The organism is Streptomyces sp. BK340 (genome assembly GCF_007827595.1).
Classification (GTDB): domain Bacteria; phylum Actinomycetota; class Actinomycetes; order Streptomycetales; family Streptomycetaceae; genus Streptomyces.
This window is the reverse complement of record NZ_VISR01000002.1, coordinates 298,118-319,231: the sequence shown is the minus strand read 5'-3', so window position 1 is coordinate 319,231 and position 21,114 is coordinate 298,118. Positions and strand designations below refer to the sequence as shown.

The window sequence follows — 21,114 nt, the reverse complement described above, 5'->3', positions numbered from 1 at the left end:
GTTCAGGTCCTCACGAGTGCTACGAACTTTCTGACGTAGCGTCAGATTCGTCAATAGGTGACGGACTGTCAGATGACATGGACCCCGGCCAGCCAGCCCCCGTCGATCACGAACGGCTGCCCGGTGATGTAGGACGAGTCGTCCGAGGTGAGGAAGAGGGCCAGCCGGGCCACCTCCTCCGGCTGCCCGACCCGCCCGAGCGGCACGAGCTTGCGGTACAGCTCGTCCAGGGCCCGGCTCATCTCCGCCGGGTCCGCGTCCGGGTCCAGCCGGGCCGGGTTCGACATCGCGGTGTCGATGGCACCCGGGCAGACGGCGTTGACCCGGATGCGCCGGCCCGCCAGCTCCAGCGCGGCCACCCGGGTCAGCCCGAGCACGGCATGCTTGGTGGCCGCGTACGTCCCCACGGCCGCCATCCCGGTGAGCGCGGTGTACGAGGCGGTGTTGACGATGGTCCCGCCGTCCGTCATCTCGGGCGCGACGGCCTTCATGCCCAGGAAGCAGCCGACCTGGTTGACCTGCACGACCTGCATGAACTCGTCCAGCGGGGTGTCCACCAGCGCGTTGAAGCGCAGGATGCCCGCGTTGTTGACCAGCCCGTCGATGCGCCCGTACGCCTGCTTGACGGCGGCGACGGCCTCCCGCCAGCCCTCCTCCGCGCCCACGTCGAGATGGACGTAGAGGGCCCCTATCTCCTTGGCCAGGGCCTCCCCCTGGTCGTCCAGCACATCCGCGACGACCACCCGCGCACCCTCCGCCCGGAAGAGCCGCGCCTCCTGTTCGCCCTGTCCGCGCGCCGCCCCGGTGATGATGACGACCCGCCCGTCCAGCTTGCCCATGTCCGCTCCTCAGTCCAGCCGGGGCGCGACCTCCGCCCCGAACACGCCGATCTGGTCGATGAGTTCGCTGCGGCTCCGGCTGCGGAACCGCACCTGGATCTGGTGCACGCCCAGCGCGCGGTACGCCCGCAGCGACTCGGCGATCTCCTCCGGCGACCCGGTGAGGGTGCGCCGCCCGACGTGCCAGTCGGCCCGGCCGATGTACAGCGGCTCGGCGATGGCGCCGATGGTGCAGGGCGCCTCGACGCCGTGCTCCTCGCGCAGCCGCCGCAGCCGCTCGATCTGCGCGGGCAGCCGGTCGCGTGGGTCCCCCTGCGGCAGCCAGCCGTCGCCCTTCAGCGCGGCCCGGCGGACGGCGGCGGTCGAGGAGCCCCCGATCCAGACCGGGACGTGCTCCTGCGCGGGCCGGGGCCGCTGGCCCAGGTCGGCGAAGTCGTACAGCTTGCCGTGGTGCTCGGGGAACTCCTCGGGCCCGAGGGCGGCGCGCAGCGCGTCGATCGCCTCGTCCAGCACGGCTCCGCGCCGCTCGAAGTCCACCTGGAGAGCCTCGAACTCCTCGCGCACATGCCCGGCGCCCACACCGAGGATCAGCCGCCCGCCGGAGAGATGGTCGAGGGTCGCGTACTGCTTGGCACTGAGCAGCGGGTGCCGAAGGCCCACGACGGCCACATGACTGAGCAGCCGGACCCGCTCGGTCACCGCGGCCAGATGGGCGAGGGTGGCGACCGGGTCGTACCAGACCGTGCTCATCGCCGTGGCCAGCCGGCGCGGGATCGCCACGTGGTCGCAGCAGGCGAGGTAGTCGAACCCGGCCCGGTCCACGGCCCGCGCGATCTCGACCAGATCGGCGGGCCCGGCGGCGGCCTCCCAGCCCTCCGTGTAGAGGGTGCTCTGGGACTGGACGGGCAGCTGGATGCCGTAGGCGAGACTCACGCGGACCCCTCCCACAGCCCGTCCGCCGTCAGCCCCAGCAGCTCGATCGCGTTCCCCCGGACGATCCGCTCGACGACGTCCGCCGGCAGATGCCCCATCTGGGCCTCGCCGACCTCGCGGGACTTGGGCCAGGTGGAGTCGGAGTGGGGGTAGTCGGTCTCGTACAGGACGTTTCCGACACCTATGGAGTCGAGGTTGCGCAGCCCGAAGGCGTCGTCGAAGAAGCAGCCGTAGACGTGGCCGGCGAAGGACTCGGACGGGGGCCGGTGGACCCTGTCGGCGACGCCGCCCCAGCCGCGGTTCTCCTCCCACACCACGTCGGCGCGCTCCAGGATGTACGGGATCCAGCCGATCTGGCCCTCCGCGTACATCACCTTCAGGTTCGGGAAGCGTTCGAACTTGCCGCTCATCAGCCAGTCCACCATCGAGAAGCAGCAGTTGGCGAAGGTGATGGTGGAGCCGACGGCGGGCGGGGCGTCCTCGGAGGTGGACGGCATCCGGCTGCTGGAGCCGATGTGCATCGAGACGACCGTGCCGGTCTCGTCGCAGGCCGCGAGGAACGGATCCCACTCGTCGCCGTGGACCGACGGCAGGCCCAGGTACGGGGGTATCTCGGAGAAGGCGACGGCCCGGACGCCGCGGGCGGCGTTGCGCCGGACCTCCTCGGCGGCCAGGTGCGGGTCCCAGAGGGGGATGAGGGTGAGCGGTATGAGCCGCCCCCGCGCGGCCGGCCCGCACCACTCCTCCACCATCCAGTCGTTGTAGGCGCGGACGCAGAGCAGGGCGAGGTCGCGGTCCCGGGCCTCGGTGAAGGTCTGGCCGCAGAAGCGCGGGAAGGTCGGGAAGCACAGGGCGGACTGGACGTGGTTGACGTCCATGTCGGCGAGCCGCTGCGTGACGTCGTACGACCCGGGCCGCATCTGCTCGTAGGTGATGACTTCGAGCTTGATCTCGTCCCGGTCGTACCCGACGGCGGTGTCCAGCCGGGTCAGCGGCCGGTGCAGATCCTCGTAGACCCACCAGTCGCCGACGGGGCCGTCGTCGCCCGGCTCACCCATGACGGGCTTGAACCGCCCGCCCAGGAAGGTCATTTCCCTCAGTGGGGCGCGGACCGTCCGTGGCCCGGTGTCCAGGTACTTCTTCGGCAGCCGGTCCTGCCAGACATGGGCAGGCTCCACGGTGTGGTCGTCGACGGAGATGATCCGCGGAAAGTCACTCGGGATGTTCTGGGCGTCCTGGGTGTCCATGGCGCTCACGGTAGCGCCGATCTGACGGTCCGTCAGCTGCTGAGTCCGGCCCACTGTGTGCGAAGACCTTGTGAGGGCCTTGTGTACTGCGGCGTACCGGCCTGTGATCGGCGTCTCCCCCGGCTGACGGAACCGCCCCGAACAAGGCAAACTGACGGGGTTGTTCGTGATGCCTAGGGGGGCGAACGCATGGACGGTCGGCCGCGAGTGCCTGAGCAGCGACGTCCCGGCTCCGCGGCCATCGCGGCGCCGGCGGCGTTGCGCTTCAGCGTGCTCGGTCCGGTGCGGGCCTGGCTCGGCGAGGAGACGCTGAACACCGGTTCCCCTCAGCAGCGCGCCCTGCTGGCCGCCCTGCTGCTGCGCGAGGGCCGTACGGCGACGGCGGCGGAGCTGATCGACGCGCTCTGGGGCGCCGAGCCACCGTCGCAGGCGCTGGCGGCGCTGCGGACGTACGCCTCCCGGCTGCGCAAGATCCTGGACCCCGGGGTCCTGGCGAGCGAGTCCGGCGGCTACGCGGTACGGGGCCTCGGCGAGGGCGCCCTGGACGTGGCGGTGGCGCAGGACCTCGCGACGGAGGCGGAGAAGGCGCGCAGCGCCGGGGATCTGCGTCAGGCGCGCGAGGTGCTGAACCGGGCCCTGGCCCTGTGGGACGGCGAGCCACTGGCCGGCGTGCCGGGCCCCTACGCCGACGCCCAGCGGGTCCGCCTGGAGGAATGGCGCCTGCAGCTCCTGGAGTCCCGCCTGGACATGGACCTGGAGCAGGGCTGCCACGCGGAGGCGGTCTCGGAACTGACGGCCCTGACGGCGGCCCACCCGCTCCGTGAGCGCCTGCGCGAACTGCTGATGCTGGCCCTCTACCGCAGCGGCCGCCAGGCGGAGGCCCTCGCGGTCTACGCGGACACGCGGCGCCTCCTCGCGGAGGAGCTGGGCGTGGACCCGCGGCCCGGCCTGCGCGAACTGCAACAGCGCATCCTCCAGGCCGACGAGGCCCTCGCGGAACCCTCCACCCCGGCCACCGAACCCGCCGTGGTCCCGGTCCGCCCGGCCCAGCTCCCGGCCTCCGTCCCGGACTTCACGGGCCGCTCGGCCTTCGTGTCCGAGCTGAGCGAGGTACTGGCGTCCGCGTCCGAGGCGGAGGGCAGCGTGATGGCGGTCTCGGCGCTCGCCGGGATCGGGGGCGTGGGGAAGACCACGCTGGCTGTGCATGTCGCCCACAGGGCGCGGCCCGCCTTCCCCGACGGACAGCTGTACGTGGACCTGCAGGGGGCTGGGCCGCGGCCCGCGGAACCGGAGACGGTGCTGGGGTCGTTCTTGAGGGCCCTGGGCACGGCGGACTCGGCGATCCCGGACTCCCTGGAGGAGCGCGCGGCCCTGTACCGCTCGGTCCTGGACGGCCGCCGGGTGCTGGTCCTGCTGGACAACGCGAAGGACGCGGCCCAGGTACGGCCACTGCTGCCCGGCACGGAGGGCTGCGCGGCGCTGGTGACCTCCCGGGTGCGGATGCTGGACCTGGCGGGCGCCCACCTGGTGGACCTCGACGTCATGTCCCCCGACGAGGCGCTGGCCCTGTTCACGAAGATCGTGGGCGAGGAGCGCGTGGCGGCCGAGCGCGAGGCCGCACTGGACGTGGTGGCCGCCTGCGGCTTCCTCCCCCTCGCGATCCGCATCGCCGCCTCCCGGCTCGCGGCCCGCCGCACCTGGACGGTCTCGGTCCTGGCGGTCAAGCTCGCGGACGAGCGCCGCCGGCTCGACGAGCTGCAGGCCGGGGACCTGGCGGTCAAGGCCACCTTCGAGCTGGGGTACGGCCAGCTGGAGCCGGCCCAGGCCCGCGCGTTCCGCCTGCTGGGCCTGGCCGACGGCCCGGACATGTCCCTCGCCGCCGCGGCAGCGATCCTCGACCTCCCCCCGGAGGACACCGAGGACCTGCTGGAGTCCCTGGTGGACACCTCCCTGCTGGAGTCCGCGGCACCGGGCCGCTACCGCTTCCACGACCTGGTACGGCTCTACGCGCGAGCCTGCGCGGAGCGGGACGAGCAGCCGCCGAGCGAGCGGGAGGCTGCGATGTCGCGCCTGCTGGACTTCTACCTGGCCACGGCGGCAGGGGTCTACGCGATCGAGCGCCCGGGAGACCGGCTGGTGGACCACCTGGAGCCGACCGAGTATGCGGGGCTGGTGTTCGAGGAGCGGCACGAGGCCCAGGACTGGCTGTACTGCGAGGCGATCTGCCTGCTCGCGTGCGTACGTCAGTCGACCCGGCCCGATCAGCTGAGGCGGGCCGTGGACCTGTTGTGGGCAGCCATCGACCTCGCCGAATCGGGGGCCAACTCCAAGGAGTACGAGGCAACCGGAACCGCGGTCCGTGCCGCCGCACGGAGCTGCCGTGACGAGCGTGCGGAGGCCCGCGCCCTGGTCACCCTGGCCAACGGCCACCACATGTCCGGCCGCTTCGAACTGGCAGACCAGGAGGCCGCCGAGGCCGTGCGACTGGCCGAGGTGGCGGGTGACCCCCTTCCCCAGTGCTGGGCGTCCAACATGCTCGGGGTCATCGCCCTGTACCAGAGCCGGTACGACGTCGGCGAGAGTCATCTGACGCGGGCCATCGAGAGCTTCCGTTCCGCCGGTGACCGGCCCGGTGAGGCCAGCGCCCTGTGCAACCTCTCGCGGATACACCTGGCGACGGGCCGTACCGCGAGTGCGGTGTCCCTGGCCCAGCAGGGGACGGACATGTACGACGACATGGGCCACGCGTTCAAGGGCGCCAACGGCCGCTACGCGCTGGGGCTCGCGCTCACCCAGAGCGGCCAGCTCGATCTGGCCGCCGAGCGCCTGGAGGAGGCCCGTGCCGTGTTCCGCGACAGCCGGCAGCGGCTGTGGGAGGGCATGACCCTCTTCCGTCTCGCGGAGGTCGACCTCGCCGCCCGGCGACTCGCACAGGCCGCCACCAACGCGGAGTCGGCGCTGACCCTCCTCCGCGGAATCGGCGGGGAGTGGCGGCGCGGCAACGTGCTCACGGCACTCGGCCGGGCGCTGAGCGGCATCGGGCAGAGCGGTCGTGCGCAGGTCTGTCTGCAGGAGGCCCTGAGCATCTTCGAGGCGCTGGGCGCACCGGAGGCCGATGAGGTGAGGGCTCTGCTCGAGGCACGCGCAGTGCTCTGAGAGCAGGGTCCTGCACGTTCATCGTTCGTTTATCGCCGCACGGCACTCTCAGTCGTGTCGATCCGTCGCGTCGGGGGGCAGACGGGACGTCATATGGGCGCACCTTAAGGTGTACCGGCCCATAAGTGCCCGCTCGGCCGCACCAGGGGGAGCAGCCGAGCGGGCCTTTCCGACCCACCGCACAGAGCATCAGGGGAGCAGTCATGAGCGACGCCAAGAAGACGACGCAGCCGGAGACCTCGGCCCCCGAGGTGACCACGCTGAACACGCACGCCACCAGCGAGCCGCTGAAGCCGGTCACTCTGGCGGCGGGCGAGGACACCGGCGTGGCGACTCCGGACAACACCCACGCCACCGACGAGAAGGCCTGATCAGACCTTTCACCGGACGGGGAACGGCCGCGGCGGCGCGGAGGGGGAGCCGCCGCGGCCGAGGTGTGTCCGGACGCGTGGCGGTGGCTTCACCGCCCGCGCAGCTCCCCCTTCACCACTTTCCCGCTCGCATTCCTGGGCAGCGCCCCCACGAACTCCACCGCCCTCGGCACCTTGTAGTTGGCCATCTCCCTGCGGGACCAGGCGATCAGGTCGTCGGAGGTCAGTACTGACCCCGGCCTGCGCACCACGTACGCCTTGCCGACCTCGCCCAGGCGCGCGTCCGGTACGCCGATGACCGCCACGTCGGCCACGTCCGGGTGGAGGCCCAGGAGTTGCTCTATCTCCGCCGGGTACGCGTTGAAGCCGCCGACTATGAACATGTCCTTGAGGCGGTCCGTGATGCGGAGGTTGCCGGAGGGGTCGAGGACGCCGATGTCGCCTGTGCTCAGCCAGCCGTCCGGGGAGATCGTCTCCGCCGTCGCCGCCGGGTCCTCGTAGTAACCCCGCATGACGTTGAAGCCCCGGACCCGGACCTCTCCGGGTGTGCCGGGCGGTACCGGTGAGCCTCCCGCGTCGACCACGTGCACTTCCGTACCGGGGATCGCGCGGCCCGAGGTGGACGCGATCACCGACGGGTCGTCGCCGCGGCGGCACATCGTGACGATGCCGCTCGCCTCCGAGAGTCCGTACGCCGTCAGGACGGTCCCCACGCCCAGTTCGCCGCGCAGGCGTTCCACCAGGCGCAGCGGTACCACCGCCGCCCCGGTCACCACGAGCCTCAGTGCCGAGAGGTCGTGGGTGTCCCGGGACGGGTGGTCCAGGAGGGACTGGTGGAGGGTGGGCGGCCCCGGGAGGACCGACACCCGTTCCGCGGCGATGTTCGCCAGCGCCGTGTCGACGTTGAACACCGGCTGCGGGATCATCGTCGCCCCGCGCATCAGGCAGGCGATCACCCCGGCCTTGTAGCCGAAGGTGTGGAAGAAGGGGTTGACGATCAGATAGCGGTCGGTGGCGCGCAGGCCGGCCAGGTCCGCCCAGATCTCGTACGCCGTCAGCGTCTGCCCATGGGTGATCATCGCGCCCTTGGGGCGGCCCGTCGTCCCCGAGGTGAAGATGATGTCCGAGAGGTGAGTGCCGTCCAACGAGGCGGCGCGAGCCTGCACGTCGGACTCGCCCACGCCCTCGCCCGTCGCCAGGAAGTCCTTCCAGGTGCGGAAGTCCTGGGGGGCGTCGTCCGCGAGGACCACCACCTGTTCCAGTGCCGGCAACCCCGGGAGCGGATGCCCCAGGCCCTCGGACGTCCCCGCCGCCCGCCTCAGCGACGCCACGTACGACGTGCCCAGGAACGTGCCCGTCACGAACAGCAGGCGGGCCCCGCTGCGGCGCAGCACGTCCGCCGCCTCCGTGCCCTTGAAGCGGGTGTTGAGCGGGACCAGGACCGCGCCCGCCGACACCGCGCCCAGGGCCGAGACGATCCAGTCGAGGGAGTTGGGGGCCCAGACCGCCACCCGGTCGCCGACCCGCACCCCGCTCGCCAGACAGGCCGCCGCCGCACGCTCCACACGGGCGCCGAGTTGCGCGTACGTGATCCTCGTACGGCCCTCGACCACCGCCTCGGTGTCCGCGTACCGCTCGGCCGACCATCGCACCAGACCCGGGATGGTGCCCCAGTCACTCATAGCAGCCCCCTGCGCTCTAGCTGACTGACCGTCAGATTAGCTGTAACCTGACGGGCTGTCAGCAAAGGAAGGGTGGGTGTATGCACCATGGCAGTAACGGGGCTGAAGGACGTCACCGCCATCGTCGGGATCGGGCAGACCGCCTTCGCCAAACACCTTCCGGAGGACGAGAAGACGCTCGCCTGCCGGGCCGTGCTCGCCGCCCTGGAGGACGCCGGGATCGCACCCGGCGAGGTCGACGCCCTCGCCTCCTACACCATGGAGGAGACGGACGAGGTGGAGCTGGCCAAGGCGGTCGGCTTCGGGGACCTCACCTTCTTCAGCAAGGTCGGGTACGGGGGTGGGGGGTCCTGTGCGACCGTGGCCCACCTGGCGTCCGCCATCGCTTCCGGGCAGGCCACGGTCGGGGTCGCCTGGCGGTCGCGGAAGCGGGGCAGCGGGCCCCGGCCCTGGACCAACACCGCCGTCCAGCTGCCCACGCCCGCCCAGTGGACCCGGCCCTTCGGGCTGCTCCGGCCCGCCGACGAGATCGCCATGCTCGCGCGCCGCTACATGCACGAGTTCGGCGCGACCCGGGATCATCTCTTCAACGTCGCCCTCGCCTGCCGGAACCGGGCCAACCAGAACCCGGCGGCGGTGATGTACGAACGGCCGCTCACCCGCGAGATGTACATGACCTCCCGCTGGATCAGTGAGCCCCTGTGCCTCTTCGACAACTGCCTGGAGACGGACGGCGCACTGGCCTGTGTCGTCGTCAGCAGGGAGCGCGCCCGGGACTGCGCCAAGAAGCCCGTCTACGTCCACTCCGCCGCCCAGGGACTGCCCGCCCAGCACCACGGAATGGTCAACTACTGGAACGACGACCCGCTCACCGGCCCGGCCTGGACCGCCGCCCGGCATCTGTGGAAGCACGCCGACTTCACGCCCGAGGACGTGGACGTGGCGCAGATCTACGACGCCTTCACGGCCCTGATACCGCTCTCCCTGGAGGGGTACGGCTTCTGCGGGCGGGGCGAGGGCGGCGCCTTCACCGAGCAGGGCGCCCTGGAGATCGGGGGGCGGCTGCCCCTCAACACCGGCGGCGGCGGGCTCTCCGAGGCCTACGTGCACGGCTTCAACCTCATCAACGAAGGGGTGAAGCAGCTGCGCGGCACCAGCACCGCGCAGGTTCCCGGGGCCGCCACCTGTCTGGTCACCGCCGGCGAGGGTGTCCCCACCTCCGCCCTTCTGCTGAGGAGTTGAGACAGCCATGCTGACCCCCGTCACCGACACCGACGGCGCCCCCTTCTGGGAGTACGCCGCCCGTGGCGAGCTGCGTGTCCAGGCGTGCGGCGAGTGCGGCGAGTTCCGGTTCCCGCCCCGGCCGTGCTGCCCGCACTGCCAGTCCTTCGCGAGCGAGTGGCGGGCGGTGTCGGGGCGCGGGCGCGTGTGGTCGTACGTCCTGCCGCATCCGCCGCTGCTGCCCGAGTACGCGGAGCAGGCGCCGTACAACGTGGTCGTCGTGGAGCTGGAGGACGCGCCCCGGATACGGCTCGTGGGGAATCTGGTGAGCCGTGCCGGCGCTCCCCTCAACTCCCTCGACCCTCGGCGCATACGGATCGGCGGCCGGGTCCAGGTCGTGTTCTGTGACGGGTTCCCGCAGTGGGTGCCGGCGTGAACACCCTCCGCTTCTCCGCGGACAAGGACACCGGCGTCGCCGTCGTCACGCTGAACCGGCCCGAGCGGCTCAACGCCGTCGACGCGGAGATGGTGGCGGAACTCGTCGCCCTGTGGCGGGAGTTGCGGTTCGACGACGCCGTGCGTGCCGTCGTCCTGACCGGGGCCGGGGACCGGGCCTTCTGCACGGGCATCGACCGGGACTTCGTCGTGCCGCAGCCCTCGTCGCCGTACATGCAGGACGATCCGCTGCTGCGGATCGGGCCGAAGACGAACGACCTGTGGAAGCCGGTGGTGGCCGCGGTGCGGGGCATGGCCTGCGGCGGGGCTTTCTATCTGCTGGGCGAGAGCGAGTTCGTGGTCGCGGACACGACGGCGGCCTTCTTCGATCCGCACACGACCTACGGGATGGTCAGCGCCTACGAGTCCGTGCTGATGGCCGCGCGGATGCCGTACGGCGAGGTGGCCCGGATGATGCTCATGGGGACCGCCGAGCGGATCTCCGCGCGGCGGGCCCACGAGATCGGGCTCGTGTCCGAACTGAGCGAGCCGGGCGGGGCGTTGGAGGCGGCCGTACGCTGCGCCACCGTCATCGCCGGGTACCCGGCGGAGGGCGTGCAGGGGACGGTACGGGCTCTGTGGGCGGCCGGGGAGGCGGGCCGTGCGCAGGCGTTCGCGCAGGCGCCGCACCTCATCGCCCTCGGCAATCTGCCGGCCGAACGGCAGGCCGCGCTGTTCGAGGGGCGGCGCCGGGGAGGGTTCCGGACGCGGTGAGCCGTCAGCTCACGACGGTGGCGTTCGCCTGGGGCTCGCAGTGGTCGAGGCGTGCGAAGTAGGCCTTGTTGAACGGGATCCGGGCGGTCTGCATGCCGTGGGCGGGGACGGTGACGTCCAGGTCGTCGTAGTCGATGAACTTGGAGCGCCGGTCCTTGTAGTAGACCGTCACCGAGAAGGTGGCACCCGTGCCGTTCGGGTTGGTGAGCTCGACCGTCGCGTACGGCTTCTTCCTGGTCGCGCAGCTCACGAGCTTGACCGTGGCGTCCTGCAGATAGCTGCCGCCACCGCCGTCCGAGGTGTCGTCCGAGTCGCTGTACGAGCTGTCGTACGAGTCGTTGTCCTCGTCGTCGTGGTCCTGGTGCGAGCTGCTGCAGCCGCCCCCGCCACTGCTGTGGCCGCTCTTGTAGTGATGGCCGCGGCTGCGGCCGTGCCCCGACGAGAACCCCGTCAGGGCGAGGACCACGAACATGAGCACGGCCGTGAACCTGATGGTGCGCCCCCGCGTTTTCATGCGGTCACCCTAACGGCGGAGCGATCACCGCGTGGCAGTGCTTCCGCACCCGGGGTAGCGTCTCTCGTGAGACGGCCGCCGTCCGGAGCCCTTCCGTGCAGCCGGTGCGACGGCCGTCACCCCGGCCCGATTCAGCTGGTGCGCGCGGTCCCCGTCCCCTTCTCCGCGTCGAGCGCGTACACGCAGCGGTCCTTGCTGCACGCGTACACCACCCCGTCCTTGACCACGGGCGAGCCGGTGATCTCGCCGCCGGTGGCGAGCTTCCAGCGGAGCCGGCCGTCGTCGGCCTTCAGCGTGTACAGCAGATGGTCGGTGGAGCCGAAGTGGATGCGGCCCTCCGCGACGGAGGGGGCGCCCACGACGTCGCCGCCGGCCTGGAAGCGCCACTTGGGGGTGCCGGTGACCGCGTCCAGGGTGTACAGGCCCTTGCCGCTGCCGACGTGGACATGGCCGGCGGCGACCAGGACCGGTTCGACGGAGGAGCGGGCCTCGGTGGCGATGCGCCAGCGGTCGCGGCCGTCGGTGGCGTCCAGGGCGTAGACCGTGCCCAGGTAGTCGGCGAGGTAGATGCCGCCGCCGGTGACGGCCGGGCCCGGGGCGAAGGCGGGCGGGCAGAGGAAGACCGCCGGGGCCTCGAAGTGCCAGCGCACCATGCCGCTCGCCACGTCGATGGCGAGGACACGGGTGCCGGCGGAGACGTAGACGTAGCCGTCGGGGGCCGGGGTGATGCGGACCGGGACGCCGCCGCAGGAGGCCGCGTCGCCGACGGGGTACGACCAGCGCTCCTCGCCGGTGCGGGCCTCCAGGGCGCGCAGCCGGGCGTCCTGCCAGACGTAGACGGTGCCGTCGTGGACGGCGGGGCCGGCCTCGGGCGACTCGAAGTCGGTCTGGCAGCCGGAGATCTCCCACAGCTTCTGGCCGCCGGATGCCTCCCAGGCCTGGACGCCGCCGCCGCGGGTGCCGGTGACGAGCGTGCCCCGGTCGGCGTGCAGGGAGTACACCCAGGCGTCCGTGGACAGCCGCCACAGGTCGGCGCCCTCGCGGGCGTCCAGGGCGAACAGGGTGGGGCCGTCGGAGGCGTGGATACGGCCGTCCGCGACAGCCATCGACCAGGCGACGTCCCGCGTCTTGAAGCGGCGGCGGCCGGTGCCCACGTCCAGGGCGTGCACCTCGAAGGAGGTGACGTAGACGAGGTCGCCGTCGACGGTGGGGGTGCCCCAGACGTCGTTGGACATGCGGAACCGCCAGGGGCGCCAGCCGGACGCGGTCTCCGGGGGCGCGGGCGGTACGGCAGGGTCTGCGCCGTTGACGCCGGGGCGGGGGCGGGACCAGCTGGCGACCAGGCCGGCCTCCGGCGGGGGCGCCTTGACGGCGGCGGCGCGGGCGTCGGCGACCCGGGGGCCGGGGCCGATGGGCACCGGGGCGCCGGCCAGCCGGACCGGGCCGGTGTCGGGCGCGGCCGCCGGGCCGACCGGCGCGGGGGCCCGGACGGCGGGGTCGTAGGACGGCGGCGGGGGTACGGCCCCCCGGCCGCCGCTGCGCGGGCCGGGCGAGGTGGGGGCGGGCTTGGCGGCGGGGCGGCCGCCGCGGCGGGTCTCGATGAGGGCGACGGCCTTCTCCGGCAGCCAGGCGGAGGCGGTGCCGCTGTCGTCGGAGCCGGAGCCGAACAGGTGCGGGGCGAGCTGGGCCTGGAGGTCGGCCGGGGAGGGGCGGCCGGCTGCCTCCATCTGCATACAGAGCTCGATGAGGGGGCGCAGCTCGTCGGGCAGGCCGGTGAGGTCCGGGCCCTCGCGCAGCAGCATGAAGACGGTCTCGACCGGGTTGGCCCCGTGGAAGGGCGGGTGACCGGTGGCCGCGAAGACCAGCATGGAGCCGAGCGAGAAGACGTCGCTGGCGCCGGTGACGCTGCGCGAGTCCTTGGCCTGCTCGGGGGACATGTAGGCGGGGGTGCCGACGGCGACGTTCGTCATCGTCAAACGGGTGTTCGAGACGCCGGAGGCGATGCCGAAGTCGATCACCCGGGGGCCGTCCTCGACCACCAGGACATTGGACGGCTTCAGGTCGCGGTGGACCAGGCCGGCACCGTGGATGGACTGCAGGGCCTCCGCGACGCCCGCCGCGAGCCAGCGCACCGCCTGGGCCGGGAGCGGCCCGCAGTCGTTCACTATCTCCTCGAGGGAGGGCGCGGGGACGTAGGCCGTGGCGAGCCAGGGCACGGCGGCCCGCGGGTCGGCGTCGACCACGGCAGCCGTGTAGAAGCCGGAGACCGCCCGGGCCGCCTCCACCTCACGGGTGAAGCGGACCCGGAAGAGCTGGTCCTCGGCCAGCTCGGTGCGGACCGTCTTGATCGCCACGCGCCGGCCGGACGCCGAGCGTGCCAGATAGACCAGCCCCATGCCGCCGGCACCCAGCCGGCCCAGCACCTCGAACGGCCCGATCCGCCGCGGATCGTGCTGTGTCAGCTGATCCACCACTTGCCTGCCACCTCCCCGTACGAGCCGCGCCACCCACATATGTACGCGACCGAAGTGCAGCGTCTCACCACCGCACCGCCATGGCGGCACGCACCCTGATTCTTCCTGGCCGGGAGGCTGGTTGCGAACCCGGTGACGAATCGGGGTGTCTCATGCCGAATACGGTCATTTCATCGCCATGGTGCCTGCCTCACCGCTGCAGTACCGCGAACGACGCCCCCTGATTGTCGGTGACGACGGCCACTCGTCCGTACGACGTCTCGAAGGGTGGAGCCTGCACCCGCCCGCCGAGCCGCTGTACGGCCCCGACGGCGTCCTCCAGGTCCGTGACCCGGAAGTGGGTGACGAAGTGCGACGGCATCTCGGCCGGGAAGACGTCGGCGACGTCGGCGCGGCCGAAGTCGGGCTCGGCGTCGGCGCCGAACAGGGCGTCGTGGAAGAGGCCGCCGTAGAAGGTGTTCGCGGCGGCGGTGTCGCGGGTGTAGAGCTCGACCCAGACGAAGGTGTTCGGCTCGTGCCGCCGCCCGAAGCCGGGGTGGCTGGCGGACTGCCACAGGCCGAACACGGCGCCCTGGGGGTCGGCGGCGAGGGCGGCGATGCCCAGGTCGCCCACCGGGAAGGGGGCCATGACCACCTGGCCGCCCGCCGCGACGATCCGCCGGCCGAGGGCCTGGGCGTCCGGAGTGGCGAAGGACACCGTCCAGACGGTGGGCATCCGCCCGTCCATCTTGGGGGCGAGCGAGGCGACGGGCTCGCCGCCCAGCAGGGCCCACACGGAGGAGCCGAGAGCGTCCTCGAAGGTCCACCCGAAAAGCTCACCGTAGAACCGCTTGCCCGCCTCGACGTCGGAAAGCTGGGCGTCCACCCAGCAGGGGACGCCCTCTCCGTACACCGATGCCCTGTTTTCGGCCATGTCGCCAAAGTAACCGTGCCGCGCGCACCTCGCAGACCAGCCACACCACCCCCGATGCACCCGTGCACCCCATTTGCAGTCGGCCGAATAGCGCTCCGATCACCCCTCGGTAAGCTGACGGCATGACAGGACAAGTGCGTACCGTCGACGGCCGCGTGGCCGGCCGGCGTGGGCAGGCGACCCGGCAGAAGCTGCTCGACTGCCTCAGCGAGATGCTCAGCTCCTCCCCCTACCGGGACGTCAAGGTCATCGATGTCGCCCGGAAGGCGGGCACTTCGCCCGCGACCTTCTACCAGTACTTCCCGGACGTCGAAGGTGCCGTCCTGGAGATCGCGGACCAAATGGCCGCCGAGGGCGTCGGGTTGACCGAGCTGCTGGAGGGCCGGAGCTGGGCCGGCAAGGCGGGGTGGCAGACCGCGCAGGAACTCGTGGACGGGTTCCTCGAGTTCTGGCGGAAGAACGACGCGATCCTGCGCGTGGTCGACCTCGGCGCCGCCGAAGGGGACAAACGGTTCTACAAGATCCGGATGAAGATCCTGAACTCGGTGAACAACTCCCTGGTGGACTCCATCACGGAACTCCAGTCCAAGGGCAGGATCGACAAGGACGTGAACCCGGCCGCGGTGGCCGGCTCGCTGGTCGCGATGCTCGCGGCGGTGGCCGCGCACCAGAAGGGCTTCCAGACCTGGGGCGTCAAGCAGGCCGAACTCAAGCCGAACCTGGCGCTGTTGGTACACCTCGGCGTGACAGGCAAGAAGCCGACGAAGTAGCACTCGGCCTTTTTGCAGGTCCCAAGTCCTGTCTGGCAGGCGGTGGTTCACCCGAGTGGACCGCCGCCTGCTTTCTCTTCGGGGCCGGGTGGGCCGTCTGCGGCCCCGGCGATGTCGGGCTGACCCCCAGGTCCGGGGGCGTACGTCTCCCGCCATGCCTTCGCCCACTCGTCCACCTCGGCCCGGCGGTCGGCGGGCAGGTCCGGGGCGTTCATCAGGGCGTCGAGCACCTCACCCGCCTGGGGTTGCGCGGCGTTCTGGGACAGCCAGGCGAGCGCTTGGGTGACGGCCGCTGCACGCCATGGGGCAGGTGCGGTATGGCTGAGCAGTTCGGCGAGCGGGCGTCCCGTCGTGGGGCGGGCCGCCCGAGGTTCCAGCCAGGCCAGGAACAGCTCGGCAGCGTGCGCCAGCTGCTCCCCGGCCAGGCCGCGATGGGCCAGCAGACGCGGGAACAGATCGTCGGGGCCGTTGCCGAGGGTTCTGCGCCGGGCCAGCCAGTCGAGCGTGTGATCTATCAGCCGCTCCCACTGTTCCGTCCCGCTCGGCACCGCGTCCAGCAGTCCGATGAGGACGGGCACCGCACTGCCACTGGCGACCGCCCTCAGCAGCTCCCGGGGCAGAAGTCCGGCGGCACGTCCGGGACCGGGCTCTGCCAGCAGGGGCAGCAGCAGGCCGATGCGGCTCTCCTCCTCCGGGTAGCGGTCCAGCCACTCCACCGCCAGCGCTTTGACCTGCACCCGCAGGCCGGGCGGCAGACCGGCACAGACCAGCAGCGGGCTCAGCACCCGGTCGGCGTGGCGCGTCGCCGCATGGACCGCGAGCCAGGTGGTGGCGGCCCGGACCGCGGCACCGGCCTCGTCGGGGCCGAGAGACGGCAGCGCGAGCAACGGTGCGATGACGAACCGCGCCTCGGGCTGGTCGGCGCGTGACTCCAGCCAGCGCAGTGCGTGAGCGACCGTCTGCTGGAGCGCGTCCTCGGGGAGGCGGTCGTAATGGCGCAGCAGAGGCTTGAGGACGTACGTGGCATACGGATCCGCGTCGGGCAGTGCCAGCCACTCCAGGGCAAACCGTGTGGTGTCTGCGCGGCCCGGATCCGCGGTGAGCAGGTCGGGCAGGACGAGGCTCGCCTCGGCGCCGGTCGCGTGCCGCTCCATCCACCGCACGGCGGCGGCGGACACCTCGGTCCAGGTCGTACTGCCGGGGCCCAGGCGACGGAGCAGCAGGTGGAGCAGTGAGGCGTTCGGCGTGTGCCCGGGGATCCGCAGCCAGTCGAGGGCCACCTTGACGGCCTGCCGGAAGTGCGCCTTCGGCAGGTCCTCACGGCCGAGGAGAGCGCGCAGGAGGTACTGCTGCTCCTCGGTCACGGGCTGCTGTCCGAGCAGCTCCAGGGCCCGTTCGGCGACCGAGCCGTCGCGGTGCAGCAGGGCGCACAGGACGAAGCCGTGCGGTGCGTCGTCGTGCCGTGCCAGCCACCGGCGCGCGTAGGCAATGGCCTGATCGGCCTCGGCGTCGGTGAGATCGGCGCGTAGCAGGGGCCGGAGTACGTAGGTGGCCTGCCTGTCGGTCGCGTGGCCGCGCAGCCACGCCAGGGCGAGGCCGACCGCCCGGCCCCGGTGCACCCCGAGATCCTCGCGGCGCAGGGCACGGGCCAGGACGAACGAGATGCCGGGGTGGCCGTTGTTCCGGACGGTCCAGGTCAGGGCAGTGTCCAGCGCGGCCTTGGCCTGGTGCCCGAGGTCCTCGCGCTCGAGCAGCGAGACCAGCAGCATCGAGCCGGCAGGGTGCCTCGGGTTGCGCCGTATCCAGTCCCGGGCCGCTGCCACGATCTGCCGGGCGGTCACGGGCGGCAGATCGGCGCGGGCCAGGGCAGCGCTCAGGAGCTGCACGGCACGCCGATCGCCGCCGTACCGTCCCACCCAGGACAGCGTACGGCCGGTCACTGCCTCCAGCCGGTCCGGCCCCAGGCCGTCCGCGAACAGCAGGGCCTGCAGCAGGACGCCCGTCTCCTTGGCGTCGGTCCGGGCTTCCAGGCAGGCCATGGCCCTGGCGAGCAGCTGCGGCGGCGGATCGGTGATCCTGTCCACTGCCTGGGCGAGCACGCCGGGCATGGCGCCGGGCCGCTCGCGCTCGATCCGTGCCAGCCAGGGGTCCACCAGCTCGTCCCAGAGCCGGAGCATCCCTGCCTGCCAGGGCGTACGGGCCATCAGGTCGAAAGCCGTCTGGCCGAGGGCGTCTTCGGCGAGCAGCTCTCCGATCCTGCCCACTCTGGCGGCGAGCCAGCGGGCGCAGGCCGTCTCGATCTCGGACTGCCGGTACTCCTTCTGATCGGTGGTCCAGCGCGACAGGTGCCGGACGGCCTGGGTGAAGACCGGACCGTGGTCGAGCAGGGCGTCGAACAGCTCCTCGGCGGTGCGGCTCTGGACGGTGTCCCCGTCCGGGATCAGGGTGGCGTCGAGCAGGCCGTCCGCCACGATGTCGTGGACCAGCTCGAGCCGGTCACCGCTGCCGACCAGCCAGCCTTCCCGGAGCAGTTTGGCAACCACGTCGCAGCCCTAGAGGGCGAACTCCTTGTCGCCGCGCTGGTCGAGCGCCCGGTCCACCGCTGCCTCCACGGCCGGGGAACGGTCCTGCGGGCAGGCCAGCAGAGCCACTGCGGAGGCCAGCAGGGACACGCGTGGCCGGGAATGGCCCGCTTCGCACACCGCCCACTTCGACCGGAATGTACATGCCGTTCATGTCCGCGCCCCCGTCTCGCGCAACCGCTGATCGCGTCCCCGGTGTACCACAGGCCGCTCCCGCCCCGCAGGGGGCAACGCCCTGCCCGCACCACGTATTTGAGACATCGGGCGCCCGCCGGACTACCCCCGCGTCGCGGGCAGCGGCCGGTCCTGCACCACGTGCTTCATCACCAGCGTCGAGGTCAGCCGCTGCACCCCGGGCAGGGTCGCGAGCCGCTCGTCGTACAGCCGCTGGAAGGCGGCGAGGTCGGCGGTGGCCACCCGGAGCAGATAGTCGGGCTCGCCGAACAGCCGCTGGGCGTCCAGGACGTGCTCCAGCTCGCTGACCGCCCGCTCGAACTCGACGACCGTCTCCCGGTCCTCCTGCCGCATGGAGACGAAGACCAGCGCCTCGAAGGTGAGCCCGAGCGCGGCCGCGTCCACCACCGCCCGGTAGCCCTGGATGGCACCGGAGCGCTCCAGCTCGCGCAGCCGCCGATGGCAGGGCGAGACGCTCAGGCGCACCCGGGCGGCCAGCTCGGTCACGGTCAGCCGCCCGTCCTGCTGCAGTTCGGCAAGGATTTTCCGGTCTACGTCGTCCATGAAGAAGATAATTGCTCAGAACTCACGATCACGGGCAAATTTCAGGAACACTTTCGGGCCATTCACGCCTAATGTCCCCAGCATGGACTCGGGACTGCTCTTCTCCTTCCTCGCCGTGGACCTGCTGCTGGTGTGTGTACCGGGCGCGGACTGGGCGTTCGTCATCGCGACCGCCCTGCGCGGCCGCTCGGTGCCGCGCGCGGTGGCGGGCCTGGTCTCCGGCTACGCCCTGCACACGGTCCTGGCGACGGCGGGGCTCGCGGTCCTGGTCGCGGGCTCGCCCCGGCTGCTCACGGCACTGACGGTGGCGGGCGCCGGATATCTCCTGTGGCTGGGCTGGGGAGTGCTGCGCCGCCCGGCCGTCCCTGGCGCGGCGGACGAGACCCCCGGCCCCGACCGGCGCCTGTTCCTGCGGGGTGCCACGATCAGCGGCCTGAACCCCAAGGGCCTGCTGCTCTACCTCTCCGTGCTCCCCCAGTTCCTCACCCTCCGCGGCGCCCACCTGCCCATACCCGCCCAGACCGCGTCGCTCGGGCTGTTGCACATGGCGTGCTGCGCGGCCGTGTACCTCAGCGTCGGCGCCCTGGCCCGCGTCCTGCTGGCGGCCCGGCCGGCCGCGGCCCGCGCGGTCACCCGCACATCGGGCGCGGCCATGCTCGGAATCGGCGCGTTCCTGCTGGTGGAACGCCTGGCCACGCTCTGACGGTCACTTTCTCAGGAGCCGGAAGATCCTGATCTCCCGCTCCACCCGCGCCTGGTAGGTGGCGTACGGCGGCCAGAACGCCAGCAGCGCCTTCCAGGCGGCCGCCCGCTCCTCCCCCGCCAGCAGCCGGGCCGTGACCGGGATGTCCCGGCCCTTCCAGCTGATCGAGACGTCCGGACGGGCGAGCAGGTTGTGGGTCCAGGCGGGATGGCCGGTCCGGCCGAAGTTGGAGCCGACGAGGAGCCAGCCGTGCCCGTCCTCCTCCGGCATGCAGGCCAGCGGGGTCCGGCGCGGCAGCCCGCTCCTCGCCCCCGTGGAGGTGAGGATCACGCCCGGCAGCAGCTGCGCACTGAGCAGCACCCTCCCCCGGGTGAGCCGGTGCACGGCCCGGTCGAGGGCCGGCACCACGTGCGGGGCGACCTTCGCGAAGGCCCGGGTGGCGGACACCTTCTGCACGAACCGCACGCCGACGGCGGCCATCAGACCGCCACCGCCCCGCGCACGAACAGCCCGGCCTCCTCGGCGGCCCGGTCCCGCAGCCGGTGCACGGGCCCGAACAGCAGCTCGTCCCCGGCCGCCCGTTTGAAGTACAGGTGGGCCTCGTGCTCCCAGGTGAACCCGATCCCGCCGTGCAGCTGGATCGCCTCCCCGGCCGCACTCCGCAGCGCTTCCAGTGCCTGCGCGAGCGCGAGCCCGCCCAGGTGTTCCCCGTTCGCCGTCGCCCAGGCGGCGTAGTACGCGGCCGAGCGGGCGGCCTGCACGCCCACGTACACATCCGCCAGCCGGTGCTTGACCGCCTGGAAGGAGCCGATGGCCCGCCCGAACTGCTCCCGCTGCCCCACGTACTCCACGGTCCGCTCCAGCGCCCGGTCGGCGGCGCCCACCGCCTCGGCGGCGAGCACGGCGGCGACGGTGTCCCCGAGTCCGGCGAGGGCGGGGAGCACGTCCTGGCCTGCCTGCCCCAGCACCTCGGCCGGCACGTCCCGAAGCTGGATCCGCCCCTGCGGCCGGGTGGCGTCGAGCGCGGTCTGCCGCGCCCGCACGACCCCCACGGCGTCTCCCGCGACCAGGAACAGCAGGGTCCGGGACCGTGTGTACCCGCCGGTGTGCGCGGCGACGACGAGCAGCCCGGCGCTGTGCCCGTCCAGCACCTGGTCGGCCTGTCCGTACAGCCGCCACCCCTCGTCGCCCTGCCGGGCCTGCACGCCGCCCGCCCGGCCGCCGCCGGCCCACTGGCCGTCGTTGCCGCCGGTCAGGGCCAGGGCGGCGGTGAGGGCGGGGCCGGGGACGGCGAGGGCGGCGGTGAGGGTGCCGGCGGCGAGGCGGGGCAGCAGAGCGGTGCGCTGCTCCTCGGTGCCGAGGGCGAGGATCAGCGGGGCCGCGAGGACGGAGGTGGCCAGCAGCGGGGAGGGGGCGAGCGTCCGCCCCGTCTCCTCGCAGGCGAGGGCGAGTTCGGTGGCCGAGCAGCCGACGCCGCCGTAGGCCTCGGGGAGGGCGAGCCCGGGCAGACCGAGCCGGCCGGCGAGGGCGGACCACAGAGCGGGGTCGTACCCGGCCGGACTGTCGACGGCGGCCCGCAGCGCCTCGGCGCCACCGTGCTTGTGGAGCAGTTCACGCAGGGCCCGGCGGATCTCGTCCTGCTCGGCGGTGAGACGCGTGTCCATGGCTGATCCGATCCCTCCGACCTGATCTGACGGTGCGTCATATTAGGGCGGGCGAGAGGCGAAGCCCAGAGGCGCGACACCTGCCGCGAGCCAGCAGA

At 72.4% G+C, this 21,114-nt stretch carries 18 protein-coding genes; 7 read left to right on the top strand and 11 right to left on the bottom strand.

The features are described 5' to 3' along the window. Window positions 1-68: 68 nt before the first annotated feature. The 3 genes from FB157_RS04825 to FB157_RS04815 are packed head-to-tail and all read right to left on the bottom strand — an operon-like array spanning window position 69 to window position 3,019. The gene (locus FB157_RS04825; RefSeq protein WP_145876271.1) at window positions 69-839 is read right to left on the bottom strand and encodes an SDR family NAD(P)-dependent oxidoreductase; all 771 of its coding nucleotides are present in this window, start codon (window positions 837-839) and stop codon (window positions 69-71) included. 9 nt (window positions 840-848) lie between these two features. Beyond that, window positions 849-1,772: an LLM class F420-dependent oxidoreductase gene (locus FB157_RS04820; protein ID WP_145876269.1), complete on the bottom strand. Its 924-nt coding sequence runs from the start codon at window positions 1,770-1,772 to the stop codon at window positions 849-851. Beyond that, a complete protein-coding gene (locus FB157_RS04815; RefSeq protein WP_145876267.1) occupies window positions 1,769-3,019 on the bottom strand; it encodes an amidohydrolase family protein in 1,251 nt (416 codons plus the stop codon). The genes FB157_RS04820 and FB157_RS04815 overlap by 4 nt, the downstream gene beginning before the upstream one ends. Window positions 3,020-3,208: 189 nt before the next feature. Here FB157_RS04815 and FB157_RS04810 point away from each other — a divergent pair, with 189 nt between their 5' ends. After that, window positions 3,209-6,175, top strand: a complete 2,967-nt coding sequence (locus FB157_RS04810) for a BTAD domain-containing putative transcriptional regulator (RefSeq protein ID WP_145876265.1) — start codon at window positions 3,209-3,211, stop codon at window positions 6,173-6,175. A 203-nt stretch (window positions 6,176-6,378) separates the two neighbouring features. Next, window positions 6,379-6,546 carry a hypothetical protein gene (locus FB157_RS47120; RefSeq protein ID WP_186581345.1) on the top strand — a complete coding sequence of 56 codons (168 nt, stop codon included), beginning with the start codon at window positions 6,379-6,381 and terminating at the stop codon, window positions 6,544-6,546. Window positions 6,547-6,635: 89 nt separating this feature from the next. On the opposite strand, the gene FB157_RS04805 is transcribed toward FB157_RS47120, so the two are convergent. After that, complete coding sequence (locus tag FB157_RS04805) at window positions 6,636-8,228, bottom strand: FadD3 family acyl-CoA ligase (RefSeq protein ID WP_145876263.1); 1,593 nt, start codon at window positions 8,226-8,228, stop codon at window positions 6,636-6,638. Window positions 8,229-8,315: 87 nt separating this feature from the next. Between FB157_RS04805 and FB157_RS04800 the strand changes: the two genes are divergently transcribed. From FB157_RS04800 to FB157_RS04790, 3 genes are read left to right on the top strand one after another with little or no spacing between them, the layout of a single operon-like run. Next, window positions 8,316-9,470 carry a lipid-transfer protein gene (locus tag FB157_RS04800; protein WP_145876261.1) on the top strand — a complete coding sequence of 385 codons (1,155 nt, stop codon included), beginning with the start codon at window positions 8,316-8,318 and terminating at the stop codon, window positions 9,468-9,470. Window positions 9,471-9,477: 7 nt separating this feature from the next. Further along, on the top strand, window positions 9,478-9,885 hold the full coding sequence (locus FB157_RS04795; protein ID WP_145876259.1) for a Zn-ribbon domain-containing OB-fold protein: 408 nt from the start codon (window positions 9,478-9,480) through the stop codon (window positions 9,883-9,885). Further along, on the top strand, window positions 9,882-10,658 hold the full coding sequence (locus FB157_RS04790) for an enoyl-CoA hydratase/isomerase family protein (RefSeq protein ID WP_145876257.1): 777 nt from the start codon (window positions 9,882-9,884) through the stop codon (window positions 10,656-10,658). The genes FB157_RS04795 and FB157_RS04790 overlap by 4 nt, the downstream gene beginning before the upstream one ends. A gap of 4 nt (window positions 10,659-10,662) precedes the next feature. Here the strand turns inward: FB157_RS04790 and FB157_RS04785 are convergent, their stop codons facing one another. From FB157_RS04785 to FB157_RS04770, 3 genes are all read right to left on the bottom strand, one after another. Next, the gene (locus FB157_RS04785; RefSeq protein WP_145876255.1) at window positions 10,663-11,172 is read right to left on the bottom strand and encodes a hypothetical protein; all 510 of its coding nucleotides are present in this window, start codon (window positions 11,170-11,172) and stop codon (window positions 10,663-10,665) included. 131 nt (window positions 11,173-11,303) lie between these two features. After that, the gene (locus FB157_RS04780) at window positions 11,304-13,646 is read right to left on the bottom strand and encodes a serine/threonine-protein kinase (RefSeq protein WP_145876253.1); all 2,343 of its coding nucleotides are present in this window, start codon (window positions 13,644-13,646) and stop codon (window positions 11,304-11,306) included. Between the two features lie 190 nt (window positions 13,647-13,836). Then, entirely contained in the window at window positions 13,837-14,559 is a 723-nt protein-coding gene (locus tag FB157_RS04770; protein WP_186581344.1) for a VOC family protein, read from the bottom strand. Window positions 14,560-14,693: 134 nt separating this feature from the next. Between FB157_RS04770 and FB157_RS04765 the strand changes: the two genes are divergently transcribed. Then, the gene (locus FB157_RS04765; RefSeq protein ID WP_145876793.1) at window positions 14,694-15,329 is read left to right on the top strand and encodes a TetR family transcriptional regulator; all 636 of its coding nucleotides are present in this window, start codon (window positions 14,694-14,696) and stop codon (window positions 15,327-15,329) included. 47 nt (window positions 15,330-15,376) lie between these two features. On the opposite strand, the gene FB157_RS04760 is transcribed toward FB157_RS04765, so the two are convergent. Together FB157_RS04760 and FB157_RS04755 are read right to left on the bottom strand one after the other, a co-directional pair. Then, window positions 15,377-17,872, bottom strand: a complete 2,496-nt coding sequence (locus FB157_RS04760; RefSeq protein ID WP_145876251.1) for a hypothetical protein — start codon at window positions 17,870-17,872, stop codon at window positions 15,377-15,379. Window positions 17,873-18,187: 315 nt separating this feature from the next. Further along, a complete protein-coding gene (locus FB157_RS04755) occupies window positions 18,188-18,649 on the bottom strand; it encodes an Lrp/AsnC family transcriptional regulator (RefSeq protein WP_145876249.1) in 462 nt (153 codons plus the stop codon). Window positions 18,650-18,731: 82 nt separating this feature from the next. Between FB157_RS04755 and FB157_RS04750 the strand changes: the two genes are divergently transcribed. Next, window positions 18,732-19,352, top strand: coding sequence for a LysE family translocator (locus tag FB157_RS04750; protein WP_145876248.1), 621 nt, complete (start codon window positions 18,732-18,734; stop codon window positions 19,350-19,352). Between the two features lie 3 nt (window positions 19,353-19,355). Here FB157_RS04750 and FB157_RS04745 read toward each other — a convergent pair whose 3' ends face one another. Together FB157_RS04745 and FB157_RS04740 are read right to left on the bottom strand one after the other, a co-directional pair. Beyond that, entirely contained in the window at window positions 19,356-19,832 is a 477-nt protein-coding gene (locus tag FB157_RS04745) for a nitroreductase family deazaflavin-dependent oxidoreductase (protein ID WP_145876246.1), read from the bottom strand. Next, on the bottom strand, window positions 19,832-21,016 hold the full coding sequence (locus FB157_RS04740; RefSeq protein ID WP_145876245.1) for an acyl-CoA dehydrogenase family protein: 1,185 nt from the start codon (window positions 21,014-21,016) through the stop codon (window positions 19,832-19,834). The genes FB157_RS04745 and FB157_RS04740 overlap by 1 nt, the downstream gene beginning before the upstream one ends. Window positions 21,017-21,114 lie beyond the last annotated feature (98 nt).

Excerpts from the sequence above, each read along its gene's own strand:
- FB157_RS04755 (WP_145876249.1), bottom strand. The coding sequence starts at position 18,649 with ATGGACGACGTAGACCGGAAAATCCTTGCCGAACTGCAGCAGGACGGG.
- FB157_RS04795 (WP_145876259.1), top strand. The coding sequence starts at position 9,478 with ATGCTGACCCCCGTCACCGACACCGACGGCGCCCCCTTCTGGGAGTAC.
- FB157_RS04825 (WP_145876271.1), bottom strand. The coding sequence starts at position 839 with ATGGGCAAGCTGGACGGGCGGGTCGTCATCATCACCGGGGCGGCGCGC.
- FB157_RS47120 (WP_186581345.1), top strand. The coding sequence starts at position 6,379 with ATGAGCGACGCCAAGAAGACGACGCAGCCGGAGACCTCGGCCCCCGAG.
- FB157_RS04805 (WP_145876263.1), bottom strand. The coding sequence starts at position 8,228 with ATGAGTGACTGGGGCACCATCCCGGGTCTGGTGCGATGGTCGGCCGAG.
- FB157_RS04800 (WP_145876261.1), top strand. The coding sequence starts at position 8,316 with ATGGCAGTAACGGGGCTGAAGGACGTCACCGCCATCGTCGGGATCGGG.
- FB157_RS04770 (WP_186581344.1), bottom strand. The coding sequence starts at position 14,559 with ATGGCCGAAAACAGGGCATCGGTGTACGGAGAGGGCGTCCCCTGCTGG.
- FB157_RS04745 (WP_145876246.1), bottom strand. The coding sequence starts at position 19,832 with ATGGCCGCCGTCGGCGTGCGGTTCGTGCAGAAGGTGTCCGCCACCCGG.
- FB157_RS04750 (WP_145876248.1), top strand. The coding sequence starts at position 18,732 with ATGGACTCGGGACTGCTCTTCTCCTTCCTCGCCGTGGACCTGCTGCTG.
- FB157_RS04810 (WP_145876265.1), top strand. The coding sequence starts at position 3,209 with ATGGACGGTCGGCCGCGAGTGCCTGAGCAGCGACGTCCCGGCTCCGCG.
- FB157_RS04815 (WP_145876267.1), bottom strand. The coding sequence starts at position 3,019 with ATGGACACCCAGGACGCCCAGAACATCCCGAGTGACTTTCCGCGGATC.
- FB157_RS04740 (WP_145876245.1), bottom strand. The coding sequence starts at position 21,016 with ATGGACACGCGTCTCACCGCCGAGCAGGACGAGATCCGCCGGGCCCTG.
- FB157_RS04785 (WP_145876255.1), bottom strand. The coding sequence starts at position 11,172 with ATGAAAACGCGGGGGCGCACCATCAGGTTCACGGCCGTGCTCATGTTC.